The following is a 15325-nucleotide window of genomic DNA, read 5'->3' on the forward strand; positions in this document are numbered from 1 at the left end:
GAAATCAATGGCAGATCGTCAGAGTAAAAGAGTAGCCTGTGTTATTCCCCCGTTTTACCGGCTTATTGAGTCGAAAAACAATAGGATCAGTCCTGCTATGCATTACATAGCCGAGATATTGCATCGTAGGGGTCATGCAGTCACGTTAATTAATGGCGATAATGCTCCAGATGATCATGATTATACAGAGCGGTACAGTATGACTATGAACAGCTGGCTTATGCAGGAACGCTGTACTCGGGGGCATGAAAGCTTTGATATGGTCATAAATGAGTTAGAATGCTTTCAGCCTGATTATGTGTTTATTGGTGTTGGCGATGTTCTGATGCCTACTGTCGAGCTTGGAAGCACTCAGTCCTGTGCATACCTTGCAAAAGAGATAAAGAAGAGATGGGGAGATAAGGTTACCTGTATTGGTTATGGACATTTGCTTAAACATGCCAAGCTGAAGGATACGGCTGATTTGGATACGATCATTGTTGGAGAAGGCGAGGATCTTGCGGTTTCTGTAGTAGAGGAGAATGCAAGGGGAATGCTGCCTGTTAAATGGGCCCAGCAATTAAACGATCTGCCGATATTGACAGATTCATATTTAGCGCAGAAAAATAAGCCGGAAGACTGGGACTACATTATGTCTATGCGCGGGTGCCCCAAACGCTGTACATTCTGTTATCAGCCCTCGCTGCGCGGCTGCAATGTTTCCTTTATGTCTCCCGAACGTTTTGTTAGCGAAATCCGCTACCGCATTGAACAAATGCATGTATTTGGATTTTATTTCTCAGATATGATCTTTCTGCCGGGCTTAGGCAAACGCACTTCAGAAATGCTTAGATTGCTGATTGAACTAAAAGAGGAGTACCCTGAGTTTCACTGGTGGGCAGAGGCGCGCGTGGACATTTGTGTGAGACAGAATATCCTTGATAAGATGAAGCAGTCGGGGTGCGTGCATTTGAAATTTGGTGTGGAAATGGCCAACCAAAGGATGCTGCAAGTGGTGAATAAAGGAATTAGATTGACGGAAGTCGAGGAAGCTTTCCGCATGGCAGCGGAGGCGGGAATCAAACGGACAGCCTATATTTTGCTGGGATGCCCTGGATTCAATGACCAAGATTATATAGAGATGTTACCTTTTTTTAAAGCCTTAAAGGCTGATAATTATGTGATAAATATTAATGTTCCTTATGTTGGCACACAGCTATATGAACAGGTGAAGGAACAGCTTTTTGATTTTGGAATTTATAAAGATGGTGAAGAAAGTTACATGCATACTTCCTTGGTGATGCAAAAATTCTGGGGAATTTCTGATGAAACACGGGATAGTTTTTTTGCACTTCAAGGTGAGAAAGATGATGCAAAAGTAAGGAATTATAAGCGGAAAATTGTAGAGAAGGATGCTTTTATAGAGAATGACGTGTTGTCCTTTCATGAATAGGATCCGCAAGTACTTATGAGCTGAAGGAGTAGCGATGAGCGATGGAGATTTTCGGGGTGAAGGTGGCTGAGCTAATATCTGAACCTGCGTTAGAAACATTAATGTGGCGCATCCCCCAACAAAAGAGAGAGCGGCTTAAACGCTTTAAAAGAGTGGAAGCGTTACAGCATTCTCTTATTGCTGAATTGCTGGTTCGTGTAAGCTTAAATAAACGGTTAAAAGTGAACAACCGCGATCTCGAGTTTGTTACAAATGTCTACGGAAAACCCTCCCTAAAAAAAAGGGGGGGTCCTGTAGAGTTTAATATTTCGCATTCAGGAGAATGGGTGGTTTGCGCATTGGATGAATTGCCAATCGGTATTGACATTGAGCAGATTCAGCAAGCCGATCTTAATATTGCTAAGCGTTTTTTTTCGCAAGATGAATATGTCCAATTGACGGAATGTGAAGAGATGGGCCGGATGAGTCTGTTCTTTGACCTTTGGACACTTAAAGAAAGCTATATCAAAGCGATAGGGAAGGGATTATCTCTTCCATTGAACTCGTTTTCGTTTCGTTTAAACAACGGAATTCAATTGGAGAACGATGACACAATCGGATTGTATCACTTTAAGCAGTATCATATTGATGAGAAATATAAATTAGCCGTATGTGCGCAAAACCCTTTATTTCCCGGGGAGGTTTCAGTGGTAAACCAATGCCAATTTCACCAGGATTGCATGCAACTATTGGATGCTTTTTAACGATCTAAGCCTAGGTGATATTGAACTTGTTACAGAGAAGCGGCTTATCTACAGATAAGTTGCTTTTTGTCTTGCACGTTTTCGCTTTATCTAGATTTGAAGTTTTCTGCCAAGGTGTTAATATTCCCTCATCGGTTATATGCATAAGTCATTGATGTGATGTAAAATGTCCATGAGTGATTAATGCTGGAGATTTGATCAAATATTGATGGAACAGGAAACTCGCATATGCGATGCAAGGAATCGTTCGAATCTGAAGATAACTATCGGAGGGACCAGAGATGGCTGAGCAAAAGATGATTGAAGTGCCGTTTCAGCAATGGGTAAACGATAAGGAGCTGTGGGTACAGCTTAATGATTTGATGATGCAGGAGAGTAAACTCCCAGGACCACGAGTGAATTTGGAGCTCTCAGACCATTTTGCCAAACAATTCGCTCATCCTAATCTAACAGATACAGGCTGGGAGCTGCTCGTCTCTTGGACTGACATTACTGAAGCTGAAGCTGGCGTGAATGATCCCCGTGAGTTTCTGCCGTTTTGTGCAGTTAGGGCGTTGGGTGCTTATTACAGTTACGCTGGAGAAGAGCAGCAAGTATTGATTCAAAACATCATCAAGGCAGCTATGAATGATTCGCGATGGAGGGTGCGTGAAGCGTCTGCTATGGCGCTGCAAAGTATAGGGGAGGATGATTTCACCCTGCTCAGGCAGCTGATTGACATGTGGGAGAAAGGTGCGAACAGGCTTGAACAACGGGCTTTTGTAGCGGCATTAGCGCATCCTCCTCTTTTAAAAAAGAAAGAAAATACGCTGTATTGTCTTCAGTTGGCTGCCGGAATCATGGAGAGTATAGATGGTGGGGGAGCGCAACATGAGGACGCTGAGCATTTTCGTGTATTATCTAAGGGACTTGAATACAGCTTGAGTGTATTTGTGGCGAATGAGCCTGAAGAAGGCTTTGTTATGCTGGAGAGATTTGCAAAGAGCCGAGATGCCCGAATCCTTAAAATTGTGAAGAGTAATCTTGGCAAATCGCGTCTGAGTAAAAAATATGCTGCCCAGGTGGCTGAGATCCTAAAGGAATTCGATAAGATAGGAAAAGACACTTAGGATACGAGTGCCATTTGGCAGTTGTATTTAATCATTTTTTTTGTTTTTACTTATATTAGAATTAACAATTAAAGAAACAAAGAGAATTAATATAATCAAAGAAAACCACTCTATGGATTGTTCGAATATTAAACTGTAGGTTATATTAATAAATTCAAAGACAGCTATTATTATTAAAAATATGTCCCAACGATCTTTTTTCATTAAAATGCACCAACCTATCTATATTTAATCATCTCAAAAGTATTACTCTATTTACTGTAAAAGTAAATGCAGTTCTTGAATTCTTGATGTTGGATTCAATAATATGTGTCATACTGAGTAATAATCTATATGGAGAATATTGATAGATTATAAGTTGTTCATATCCTCAAAAGTTTGACAAATGCATGAAATGTAACTATTATAGTTGCATCTGAAGGATGTTTTGCAGCAAGGCAGAAGGAGAGATTTCCATGAATATTAGCACCCGATTTGCGGTAGCCATTCATATATTAACGTTGATTGACAGCAATAAAGAAGGCAAAAGCACGTCGGAGTGGATAGCTGGTAGCGTAAACACAAACCCTGTAGTTATCCGTCGGCTTACGAGTATGCTGCAAAAAGCAGGACTGGTGAATGCCCGCCCCGGAGTCGCAGGCGCTTCGCTTACACGTAGCGCATCCGAGATTACGCTGCTGCAGATTTATAAGGCAGTTAATGCGGTGGAAGAGGACTCGTTGTTTTCTGTCCATGAGCATCCTAATCCCGATTGTCCTGTTGGCAAAAATATAGCCAGTGCAATTGTACCTGTGTTCTCACTCGCCCAAAAAGCGATGGAGAATGTCCTCCAGGAGGTTACATTGGAACAGATTGTGAATGAAATGCCAGAACTATGATTCCTCCATATCACAGCTTAGAAGTAAGGCCAGAACATGTGAAAACGTGATTCTGGTCTTTTTTTGCTTAATTAGGTTTAGGGTCAAAGAAGGGAAGTAAGAGGGAATATAGAATCTGTATTTAGAAGCCGGATTAAAGATAATATACATACATACATTGAGGGAGAGAGCTAAAGAATGTTAAAGAAATTACTGCCTATACTACTAATTATAGTAATGATTACCGGATGTAATGAATCAAAGGATACCACTAAATACGAGGATACTAATTTTGGAATCACCTTTAACTATCCGGATGATTGGGTTGTAACTGAGAAGTATGGAGCGCCATTATGGTTGATAGTCTCTACGACTGATTATAAACCTGCTGAGGGACTTAAAGGTCCGGGAGTAATGCTCTTTGGATTTAAGCCTAAGGACATGGAGCTTGTCAACAAATGGCTCGAGGATGCCCAAACGAATTACAACAACGGGGCGGAGCTGACAAAAAGTAAAGCTAGTTTAGGCGGGTTAGAGTCCGTAAAGTACGAAACTGAAGTATTCGAAGAGGAAGGGAGTAAAGGAAAAGCTATCTATTACGTTATTGAGGCACCGGAAATGTCATTTATGGTGCAGTTCCCTTATAGTGTGGATGAAGTACATAAAGAAGATATGAAGAGGATAGAGGATATTTTACAATCCATAAAGTTTACAAAAGATTAAGTGTGACTAGAACGAGGTAGCTGGAATGGTGGAATGTACGGTATAAATACCGTTGAAATGGGCTGAAGTAGCTGGAATGGTGGAATATACGGTATAAATACCGTTGAAATGGGCTGAAGTAGCTGGAATGGTGAAATGTACGGTATAAACGCCGTTGGAATGTGCTGAAGTGGCTGGAATGGTGGAATGTACGGTATAAATGCCGTTGAAATGTGCTGAAGTGGCTGGAATGGTGGAATGTACGGTATAAATACCGTTGAAATGGGCTGAAGTGGCTGAAATGATGAAATGTACGGTATAAATGCCGTTGAAATGTGCTGAAGTGGCTGAAATGATGAAATGTACGGTATAAATGCCGTTGAAACGGGCTGAAGTAGCTGAAATGGTGAAATGTATGGTATAAACGCCGTTGAAATGTGCTGAAGTGGCTGAAATGGTGAAATGTACGGTATAAATGCCGTTGAAATGTGCTGAAGTGGCTGGAATGGTGAAATGTACGGTATAAATGCCTCAGATTTGGCTGAAATCATCCAAAGTAGCAAAAAGAGAAGCAAAAATGCCCTACAAACGAGCCACAGTCGCTGAATGAGCGAAAAGAAAGGCAAAAATGCCCTATAAACGAGCAGCGGCCGCTAAATGAGCAGCAACAGCCAACATTGAGAATGCAGTACAATTAGTTTTAGGATAAGTAACTTTTTTAAAGATCAATATATACGGAGGTTCTACAGTGGAGCAAATTGCAATAATCTCAGACATTCATGGAAATATACCGGCCCTTACGGCCGTTTTAGATGACATCCGGCAGCGGGGAATCAGCAGAATCTTTTGTTTAGGCGATATTGTTGGAAAAGGACCGAACTCAGATCTAGCCATTGATATCATAAAAAAGAATTGTGAAATCAGTGTTATGGGGAACTGGGATGATTTAATGAATCAGGATGTTGATTTTGAGATGGCCCGGTGGTGCCGCGGGTTGTTAGGTCAAGAGCGCCTAGCTTATTTAAGCACGTTGCCGTTTTCGATTGAGCTTATGATGAGTGGTAAATTTGTACGGTTATTTCATGCTTCGCCACGAAGCCTGTATGAACGCGTTCAACCTTGGGATGATTATGAAAAGCGATTATCTTTGTTTGATTATTCTGATCTCTGCAAGGAAAAACGACAAGCGGATATCGTAGGTTACGGGGATATTCATAATGCTTTTATTCAACATCTAGAAGGTAAGACCTTATTTAACGTAGGCAGTGTGGGGAATCCGCTTGATCTAACCCAGGCATCTTATGTGATTATGGAGGGAGAATACATGGGAGGGTCAGCAGCTCCTTTGAATACGCAATTTGTAAGAGTGCCTTATGACATCGAGTTAGCTGTTCAACAGGCCGTTGAGGCAGATATGCCAGCTGCAGAGCCTTATATTCGTGAGCTTAGAACCGCGCAGTACAGGGGAAGTGTCCGGGGATAATAAAGGAAAGGATAATAAAGGAAACAAAAAGTCAAACTGCAACCTTAATCCAAGCCATCAAAAAGTAATGGAGGGAACAAATTGAAGCTTAGTCACGTATTTGAGCAATTCCCTACTTTGGAATCCGAGCAATTATTACTGAAAAAGATTGAAGTCAGCAACCTTAATGAGGTATTTGGGATATATAGCAATGATCAAGTGTTTGAGTACTGTGGAATTATTCCGAAACATAATAAAGATACAGTCAAGAATATGATCGGTCATTTCGAACGTGATTTTACCAAAGGGGTAAGAGTGAAATGGGGGATTTTCCTCAAAAATAACCCTTACATACTGCTAGGTATCATTGAAGTTATGGATTTTAATCAAAAGGTGGATATGGTGACGATCGGTTACTTTTTGGCGGAGCCTTATTGGGGAAAAGGGATTGCAGCTCAGGCCATTCAGTTAGTGGTGAAATATTTATTTGAGACTGCAGAAGTCAATCGAATTCAAGCTGAGGTTATGCCCTTTAATGAACGATCGAAGCGGGTGCTTTTGAAAAATGGCTTTACGAAAGAAGGCACGTTAAGGCAGGCGCATGTATGGTCGGGTAAAGGGCTGGTGGATCTGGAGATCTACAGCATTTTGGCAGAGGAATATTTTACAAGCATCGGTAAGCTAAGAGTAAGCAATAGGATGTAATCCTAGTGAAAGAAGGGGAAATCATGGGCACTATCGTAGTGATTGGCGGGGGAGAGTTAATCGAGCTTGAAACGCTGGAAATTGATCGTAAAGTTGTGCAGCTGACTCAAAAGGCTAAGCCGAAGGCGTTATTTATTCCAACAGCCAGTAGTGATGCGCCGGGATATTGTGATACTTTTAGCAAAGTATATGGTGATATTCTTGGATGTGAAACAAGTCACTTATTGCTTGTGAGCCAAACCTACACTCATGATGAGATTACAGATTTAATTACAGCTGCTGATTTGATTTATGTGGGTGGAGGCAATACCCGAAAGATGCTGGAGATTTGGAAAAATACAGGGGTAGATACGCTTTTGAAAGAAGCTTATTCCTCTGGAACCGTATTGGCCGGGCTTAGCGCAGGTTCCATCTGTTGGTTTGAATATGGGCATAGTGACTCTGAAGCGTTCGACGACCAGGGGGAATGGCAGTATATCAAGCTTGAAGCCATGGGGATTCTGCCGGGCATTCATTGTCCGCATTATAATGAGGATATTCGGGTTGAAGATTTTACACGCATGGTTAAAGGTGGAGGTTTGCCTGGAATCGCGGTGGATAACAATTGTGCAATCATCTATAAAGATAAGGAATATAAAGTGATGTCGACCAGAGAAGAAGCTAAGGCCTACCGTGTGATTGACTCCGAGCAAGGTGTTGTCGTAACGGAAATAGAAGAACATCCAAGCTACAGACCACTTCATGAACTGTATGGTGCGTTATGATTATTTTTGAAAAGCAAGAGATCAGACTGAGAACACTTGAGCTAAACGATGCCGCATTACTTGTAAAATGGCTTTCAGATCCCGTTGTACTGGAGTTCTATGAAGGTCGTGATCGCCCGCATGATTTGGAGCTGGTGAAGGAGCATTTTTACGACGAGCAAGCCGAAGTTACGCGGTGTATTGTGCAATACAAGGAGCGGGATATAGGTTATCTCCAGTTCTATCTTATAGATGATGAAGAATTAGAGGTGTACGGCTACGTGGGATTCGAAGGTCAAATCTTTGGGATGGACCAGTTCATTGGCGAGCCTGATTTATGGAATCAAGGAATTGGTTCGCGACTCATTAAAGAAACAGTCAATTATCTAGTCGAAGCAAAACAGGCGGATAAAATTGTCATGGACCCGCAAGCCTGGAATGAAAGAGCCCTTAGAGTATACGAGAAGATTGGCTTTGTGAAGAAGAAATACCTTGAACAGCACGAACAACATGAAGGAGAACTAAGAGATTGTTGGTTGATTGAATACACGAAGCAGTCGAGACAATAAATATCTTTTTAACAATCGGATAAGGAAGGTGCACTTATTAAACTACTGTTTGTCTGCAGCCAGAATCGCTGGCGGAGTCTAACTGCGGAGAAGATTTTTCAAGGAATTGATGGCCATGAAGTGAGATCTGCAGGGACTGAAGATCATGCCAGAATTAAAATTTCTGAAGGGCATTTGGGTTGGGCGGATGTGATTTTTGTGATGGAGAAGAAACATGTTCGAAGAATTTAAGATAAATTTAGAGACTGTGTAATGGGCAAAAAAATAATTTGCCTGAACATAGCTGATGACTATAAGTATATGGATGAAGATTTGATCGGCCTTCTGGAATCCAGTGTATCCGAATATTTTCTGGAATGGAGCAACAAAAATGAGGATTAGAACAGAAACTGTGGCAGACTATAATGGAGTATTTCAAGTGAATGTTGAGGCTTTTGGTGATCGGGAAGATGAAGCGCAGTTGGTCGAAAACATTCGTTCAGAAGCAAGGAATCGGCAAGGCGCTGATCCAAGAAGGGTTAAAAAGATGTAGAACGCTCGGATATGAGCTTGTCTTTTTGATCGGGCATCCCGAATATTACCCAAGATTCGGATTTCAACCCGCAGGGCTACATGGGCTGGAGTTGAAGCAATTTGAGGTACCGGAGAATGTCTTTATGGTCTGTGAGCTGAAGGAGGGCGTACTGCAGAGGATTAAGGGAGAGTTGAAATACCCGGAAACCTTTTTTTGAATTACTTATAATATTATTTTGTGAATCATGTTTGGCTGTGAACCAGTCGACATGATTTTTTTATAGGTAATTGACAAACATATAGAAGGTAACTATACTAAAGATAGTTAATTTGTAACTGATATAGTTACAGCATGATTAGGAGGAATTTATAATGACGACTAAAACAATACTTCAACCAGACACTCAGATCGGTCTGGTGCAGATTAGAGTAAGCAATTTGGAGCGTTCGCTCACCTTTTATCAGAATGTTGTGGGATTAAGCGTTTTGCGGCAGACTGGCCGCGAAGTGGAAATGACCGCTGACGGTCAGAATGTGTTATTAATCTTGCGGGAGATTGAAAATGCGCGGGTGATCCGCCCTAATTCTGTGGCTGGGTTGTATCATTTCGCTATCCTTGTTCCAGATCGTCCTAGCCTTGGATTGGTTGTGCGCAATTTGATCTCTTCGGGGATTGAAGTGGGGCAGGGGGATCATCTGGTCAGTGAAGCGTTGTATATTCAGGATCCAGATAATAATGGGATTGAAATCTATCGAGATCGTCCTAAGAGTGAATGGAAATATGATGCGGAAGGGCATGTAATGATGTCCACTGATCCAGTGGATGTAGATGGACTATTGGCAGCTTCTGAAGGTTTATCATGGAGCGGGCTGCCAGCGGGAACAGTGATTGGGCATGTACACTTTCATGTGGGGAATTTAAATAAGGCGAAAGCCTTCTACGTCGATTTGCTTGGTTTTGAACTAACAGCTAATTATGGAAGTGCTGCTATGTTTATCTCTGCTGGTGGCTATCATCACCATATCGGGCTGAATGTTTGGGCCGGACAGGGCGCACCTGCGGCTCCAGCTGATACTGTGGGGATTGATTATTTTACCTTAATTCTTACGAATGAAGAGGAACGCAACGCTGTGGTGGAGCGAGTTCGGCAGGCTGGTTACGCAGTTACAGAAGTGAATGGAAATCCTACATTCCAAGATCCTTGGAACATTGGAATCAGACTTGTTTTAGAGAGATAATTATATATCCATTTTCGTCCATTTATTTTATAATATTGGAAATAGATGGGCGGAAGGGTGAAGTTTGTTGGAAGCATTCAAAATGGCGTATATCATTCTTTGTCATAAGAATCCGGAGCAGATCAATTTGCTAATTGATAGTTTAACTAACGAGTCCGTAGAGTTTTTCCTGCATGTCGATCAGAAAAGTAATATTGAAGCTGATATTATTCATCGTAACGATATTCATTTTGTGGAAAAGCCTATTGATGTGCAGTGGGGGCATTACAGCCAGATTGAATGCATTTTGAAGTGCTTTTCGCTGATCAAAGAACATGGGGATTTCAATTATATCCACATCCTAAGCGGTCAGGATCTGCCTCTTGCTTCAAATGAAGTGATTCTAGATTTCTTTAAGGTGAATGAAGGTAAGGAATTTGTGAAGTATTTGCAGCTGCCTAATGCTGCGGAAACTTGGGGATGTTACGAGCGGGTCTCAGTTTATTATCCTAGATTCCTCATCTCAAGGACCCGGCGTATGACAGCGATCCGAATGAGGTACATTAAACTAATTATGAGCGTTCCGTTTCTGCAAAGAAGATTAAGCGCTCTGCCGAACGGTTTATATAAAGGCTCAAACTGGATGTCTATTACAGGTGGATGTATGGAGTACATCTTGGATTTTACAAAAAGCTCTCCGGAATACGTCAGATTTTTTAGGAACACTTTATGTGGAGACGAAATTTTTTTCCATACGATAATTTTGAATAGTGTTTATAAGATGCATGTGCTGAATGAAATTAAGCGGTATACAGATTGGGAAACAGGACCGGATTATCCTAGAACGCTAACGATAGAAGACTATGATCGGATCACTCAACGGGGCACGGAATGCTTTTGGGGGAGAAAATTTGATCTCGATATCGATAGAACCATCGTTCAGGAGCTCCTTGATATAAATATTAAAGCGAAAACATCGTAAACTCAGGAGGACAATCATATGAAAATCGCAGTTGTTGGAGCAAGTGGAAAAGCTGGAAGCCGAATTACGCAGGAAGCGTTGGATAGAGGTCATGAAGTTACAGCGATTGTGCGGGATGCATCTAAAGTAACAAATAGTAAAGCGAATGTCATTGAAAAGGATGTATTTGCACTTACCGCTGAAGATTTGCAGGGGTTCGATGTGGTTGTGAATGCTTTTGGTGCGCCGTTTGGACAAGAACATCTGCATGTGGATGCCGGGAATGTGCTTATTGAAGCGTTGAAGGCTTCGCCCGATACAAGATTGATTGTAGTTGGGGGTGCAGGAAGTCTTTATGTAGATGAAGCCAAAACGCTTAAAGTAGTGGATACGAATGACTTTCCTGACTTTATTAAGCCAACAGCGACGAATCAAGCCAAGAATCTGGAGATTCTGCAAGGAACAGATGCACTCTCTTGGACCTTTGTTAGTCCATCTGCTAATTTTGCCATCGGCACAAGAACAGGTTCTTATGTAAAAGGTAAGGATAATCTTCTGGTGAACTCCAAAGGCGAGAGTTATGTCAGCTACGAAGATTATGCCGTTGCTATTGTCGATGAAATCGAACAGCCGCAGCATATTCGTGAACGGTTTACGGTGGGTTCAGAGTCTTAAGTGATAATGAAGAATAACGATCCTATATAACAAGAGAAGGCAGAGCCGGATTTCAGGCTCTGTCTTCTTTTGTATCATTACAGCTTTCCTTTTCCTTCTGCTAGTTCAGCAATACGTCTGTTTGCATCTCCGCGGTAGCGTCCACCGTGATAACAAATGACCGTATCGATCTCATACTCAGAGAATTTGTTCAGAGAGGACAAAGCCAGCTCCATGTCAGGTGTGGCGGAAGGAGTGGGACCCTGTAGCTCGCCATCCTGAACGGTCAAGGCATCGGCGGCAATAAGTGTACGGCTATCATGATGGTAAAGACTGAGATGCCCTGGGCTATGGCCAGGGGTATGGATCACCGTAATTCCACCGGCAAAAGGTAACTTTTCTCCATCCACAAGCGTTTGATCCACTTTTCCTTTAGGAGGATGGGCTAATACAGAGAGGAAGGCACGCCGCCACTCCTCAGGTACATGAGCTGGGATCATAGCCGCTGCCGCCGCTAAAGCTTCAGGAGTGTGCTTAAGGAGCATTCGCTCTCCTTGAATATAGGGCTGCTCAATTTCATGAGCCAGAACAGTAAGCTCTAGATCTTCATCAGCCAATAGGGCAGGGAGGCAACCGATATGGTCTAAATCCTGATGCGTGATAATAAGGGTACGGAGCTTCTCCCAAGGCACATCCGCTTCTTTTAGAGCCTCTTTGAAAGTAGAGAGTAGACCCGGGAATCCGGTATCGACGAGTACGGCGGCATGTTCATCCCAGAGTAGCGTGGGGTAAATCGTGTCTTTTCCACCCATAACCTGCGCTGTAATCTCGAGCATTTCTATTCCTTGAGCAATGTACATTATTATCCCTCCGTGATTGATAATAAGAGCGACGCCGTGAGGCTAATGCATATATTACTCAAAACTGAAAATAAAAACAATAGATAAATATTTTATTATAACACAAATAAATATTTATGTCAATATGTATCTGATGGAATTTTTGTGGAATTTGTAGGGGATTTTAATGTTAAGAATCTTTTGCTAGATTTTGCCCTTGCCTAAAGCTTTGCGATATAATAATCAAATATAAAAAAGGGAGTTGATGTGGTTTGGAGACATTTCTAGTTGTACTCGTCCTACTTGGGCTTATCGCAATATCCAACATCATAAACCGATTCATTCCCTTCGTGCCGATACCCTTAATACAAATTGGCTTGGGTGTAGTGGTCGTACTACTGCCTTTGGGAATACATATGTCACTGGAGCCAGAGTTGTTTTTCGTGTTATTTATTGCTCCGCTTTTGTTCAATGACGGAAAGCGAACACCAAGAAATGAGTTATGGAACCTGCGGGCTCCAATCTTAATGCTGGCACTAGGCTTGGTATTTGCTACAGTGCTTATCGCTGGTTATTCCATTAACTGGATGATTCCCACCATTCCACTCGCAGCTGCTTTTGCGCTGGCAGCGATCTTATCGCCGACAGATGCTGTGGCGGTAAGTGCAATCGCTGGGAGAGTACATCTTCCCAAGAGTATTCATCGTATTCTAGAGGGCGAATCATTGATGAATGATGCCTCTGGCCTTGTTGCGTTTAACTTCGCTATTGCAGCAGCTGTTACAGGCATATTTTCTTTGCCGAAAGCCTCCATTAGTTTTGTGATTATCGCTTTAGGTGGGCTAATTGTCGGAGCAATACTCGCGTTCCTCCTGATTCGGTTCAGTGTATTTATCCGCAGACTGGGGATGGAGGACATCACAGTACATGTGCTGCTGCAAATCCTGACTCCTTTCATTGTGTATCTGATCAGTGAAGAAATAGGGGTATCCGGCATTTTAGCTGTGGTTGCAGCGGGGATAATTCATGCGGTCGAGAAGGATCGTGCGGTCTCGCCACAGTATAAGCTACAGCTGGTATCCGCCAGCACATGGTCTGTGCTGCTCTACATCTTGAATGGCTTGGTCTTCCTTATTCTCGGATTGTCGATTCCAGATGTTATTGAAGTGATCTACCGGGATACAGCGGTGGACAATCTTATGGTGATTGGTTATGTATTAGCGATAACGTTACTGCTTTTTGTGCTGCGTTTTATATGGGTATATGTATTTTCCCTGGCTGGCGCCGGCCTGCAAAAAATGGAAAAATCGTCTATAAAGTCCATGCTAATCCTGACCATTTCAGGGGTGCGAGGCGCGGTTACTTTAGCCGGTGCCTTTTCGATTCCTTTTGTGTTAGGAGATGGCTCACCTTTTCCTGAACGTGATCTAATTATCTTTATCGCTGCGGGTGTGATTCTGATGTCACTGCTGATCGCTAGTATCTTTTTACCAATTCTCGCAGGTAAAGAAGAGCCGGTTGCCGAACCAGGGGACACTGAGGTTGAACAGGCGGCCAAATCTAAGGTCGTTGCTGCCGGGATAACGCTGCTTCAAAGTATGATGACGGAGGAGAGCAAGGATTCCGCACAGCCAGCTTTGAGTGAATTTAGAGAAAAGGTTTATAGTCTGAACCGCGAGGATCAAGCGAACGATCCGGCATTTGAGGAACTCCGTCGGCTTGGGGTTGAAGCAAGGATAGTGGGCTTGCATGCTGAACGCAAAGAGCTGACCCGATTGCTTACTAACAATGAGATTCCTGCCTCAGTGGCTCAGAAAATGGAAGAATTCTTGGATCATAGTGAAGTTTTCTTAGCCAGAAGTCTCAACTCTCAAATTAGATTATCCCTTACAGAGATTAGAAGGCTATTTGCGGGGATGTTCTCAGGACAAAACGAACGGGAAGCTAGCCAACAAATGCTGCAACAGGCTGAATGTGCAAGAAAAGCTAAGATTTCTATGTCCCGCGCAGCAATAGCTGCTGTTAATGCAAGTATGAATGAGAACAACCGAAAAGCAGTAGAGAAGGTTGCATGCAGTTATGAGCAACTAATCTCACGCTTCGAGCAGGGTCAAGGCTGGACAAAGGATGGTCTCGTTGATGATCAAAAGCTTGAATTGAAACTGAAAGCTATTCAGGAGCAACGGGATAAGGTGCAGCAATTGTACCAGGATGGAACCATTAACCGCAAGCTAGCCGGTAAATTACGCAAGTTCGTCGATCATTTGGAAACATCCATTTGGGAGGATTAGCTGTGTTGAACAAAGTAGTGGGAGAAAGCTTGTTATTCACTGAAATTCGCGAAGAGCATCTGTCGGATGTACTCGATATTTATAACTATTACGTGCTGAACACTACGGTTTCTTTTCATACCGAACCTTTAAGTTTGGACGAAATGCGGCAATCAGTGATGAATGATGATCCGCGGTTCAAATCATACGTTATATTATCCTGGGATAATGTTATTCAGGGCTATGTTCTGATTGCTAGACATAAGAGTAAGCCGGCTTATGATAGCTCTGGGGAGATCAGTGTGTATTTGAAACCGGCTTGTGTGGGTAAAAGAATAGGACAGCATGCCTTACGCTTTATTGAAAAGAGAGCTGCCGAACTGGATTTCCATGTGTTAGTAGCTACCGTTTGCGCAGAGAATGAACGCAGTCGCCAGCTTTTCTCAAAGAATGGATATGAACAATGTGCCTACTTCAAGGAGATTGGCTGTAAATTTGGTCGAAGACTGGATATCGCCAGCTATCAGAAAATCTTAGGGGGAACTTAA

15 protein-coding genes and 2 pseudogenes are annotated in these 15325 nt (G+C 42.5%); 16 read left to right on the forward strand and 1 reads right to left on the reverse strand.

Translation table 11 applies throughout. The annotated features are described in order from the left end of the window. Positions 1–7 precede the first annotated feature (7 nt). The 14 genes and pseudogenes from NSQ55_RS11650 to NSQ55_RS11715 all read left to right on the forward strand — a co-directional run bounded on the left by NSQ55_RS11650 (position 8) and on the right by NSQ55_RS11715 (position 11689). The gene (locus tag NSQ55_RS11650) at positions 8–1432 is read left to right on the forward strand and encodes a radical SAM protein (protein WP_076183254.1); all 1425 of its coding nucleotides are present in this window, start codon (positions 8–10) and stop codon (positions 1430–1432) included. Positions 1433–1488: 56 nt separating this feature from the next. Continuing rightward, positions 1489–2079, forward strand: a pseudogene (locus tag NSQ55_RS11655) (4'-phosphopantetheinyl transferase superfamily protein); the annotation flags it as partial. Between the two features lie 377 nt (positions 2080–2456). Then, on the forward strand, positions 2457–3284 hold the full coding sequence (locus tag NSQ55_RS11660; protein WP_076183259.1) for a HEAT repeat domain-containing protein: 828 nt from the start codon (positions 2457–2459) through the stop codon (positions 3282–3284). 455 nt (positions 3285–3739) lie between these two features. Next, positions 3740–4162, forward strand: a complete 423-nt coding sequence (locus NSQ55_RS11665; protein ID WP_076100677.1) for an Rrf2 family transcriptional regulator — start codon at positions 3740–3742, stop codon at positions 4160–4162. 177 nt (positions 4163–4339) lie between these two features. Then, positions 4340–4864, forward strand: coding sequence for a hypothetical protein (locus NSQ55_RS11670; protein WP_076189801.1), 525 nt, complete (start codon positions 4340–4342; stop codon positions 4862–4864). 727 nt (positions 4865–5591) lie between these two features. Then, positions 5592–6326, forward strand: a complete 735-nt coding sequence (locus NSQ55_RS11675) for a metallophosphoesterase family protein (protein WP_076189802.1) — start codon at positions 5592–5594, stop codon at positions 6324–6326. A gap of 81 nt (positions 6327–6407) precedes the next feature. Beyond that, the gene (locus NSQ55_RS11680; RefSeq protein ID WP_076189803.1) at positions 6408–7010 is read left to right on the forward strand and encodes a GNAT family protein; all 603 of its coding nucleotides are present in this window, start codon (positions 6408–6410) and stop codon (positions 7008–7010) included. Between the two features lie 5 nt (positions 7011–7015). Next, entirely contained in the window at positions 7016–7774 is a 759-nt protein-coding gene (locus NSQ55_RS11685) for a peptidase E (protein ID WP_081387708.1), read from the forward strand. Further along, a complete protein-coding gene (locus tag NSQ55_RS11690) occupies positions 7771–8322 on the forward strand; it encodes a GNAT family N-acetyltransferase (protein ID WP_076183268.1) in 552 nt (183 codons plus the stop codon). Before NSQ55_RS11685 ends, NSQ55_RS11690 begins: the two co-directional genes overlap by 4 nt. Before the next feature lie 36 nt (positions 8323–8358). After that, positions 8359–8703, forward strand: a pseudogene (locus NSQ55_RS11695) (protein tyrosine phosphatase). 41 nt (positions 8704–8744) lie between these two features. After that, the gene (locus tag NSQ55_RS11700; RefSeq protein ID WP_256717149.1) at positions 8745–9053 is read left to right on the forward strand and encodes an N-acetyltransferase; all 309 of its coding nucleotides are present in this window, start codon (positions 8745–8747) and stop codon (positions 9051–9053) included. A 154-nt stretch (positions 9054–9207) separates the two neighbouring features. Further along, entirely contained in the window at positions 9208–10074 is an 867-nt protein-coding gene (locus NSQ55_RS11705) for a VOC family protein (RefSeq protein WP_076189804.1), read from the forward strand. Positions 10075–10141: 67 nt separating this feature from the next. Then, positions 10142–11035 (forward strand): beta-1,6-N-acetylglucosaminyltransferase, encoded by an 894-nt coding sequence (locus tag NSQ55_RS11710; RefSeq protein ID WP_143762697.1) that lies wholly within the window; start codon positions 10142–10144, stop codon positions 11033–11035. A gap of 18 nt (positions 11036–11053) precedes the next feature. Then, on the forward strand, positions 11054–11689 hold the full coding sequence (locus tag NSQ55_RS11715; RefSeq protein ID WP_076189805.1) for an NAD(P)-dependent oxidoreductase: 636 nt from the start codon (positions 11054–11056) through the stop codon (positions 11687–11689). A gap of 77 nt (positions 11690–11766) precedes the next feature. Here the strand turns inward: NSQ55_RS11715 and NSQ55_RS11720 are convergent, their stop codons facing one another. Next, positions 11767–12528 (reverse strand): MBL fold metallo-hydrolase, encoded by a 762-nt coding sequence (locus NSQ55_RS11720; protein WP_339173461.1) that lies wholly within the window; start codon positions 12526–12528, stop codon positions 11767–11769. Between the two features lie 251 nt (positions 12529–12779). Between NSQ55_RS11720 and NSQ55_RS11725 the strand changes: the two genes are divergently transcribed. Both NSQ55_RS11725 and NSQ55_RS11730 read left to right on the forward strand, forming a co-directional pair. Beyond that, a complete protein-coding gene (locus NSQ55_RS11725) occupies positions 12780–14798 on the forward strand; it encodes a Na+/H+ antiporter (RefSeq protein ID WP_076306228.1) in 2019 nt (672 codons plus the stop codon). Between the two features lie 2 nt (positions 14799–14800). Continuing rightward, positions 14801–15325 (forward strand): GNAT family N-acetyltransferase, encoded by a 525-nt coding sequence (locus NSQ55_RS11730; protein WP_254847619.1) that lies wholly within the window; start codon positions 14801–14803, stop codon positions 15323–15325.

Origin of the sequence: Paenibacillus sp. FSL H7-0943, assembly GCF_037963265.1 — a bacterium.
GTDB lineage: Bacteria > Bacillota > Bacilli > Paenibacillales > Paenibacillaceae > Paenibacillus_AQ > Paenibacillus_AQ odorifer.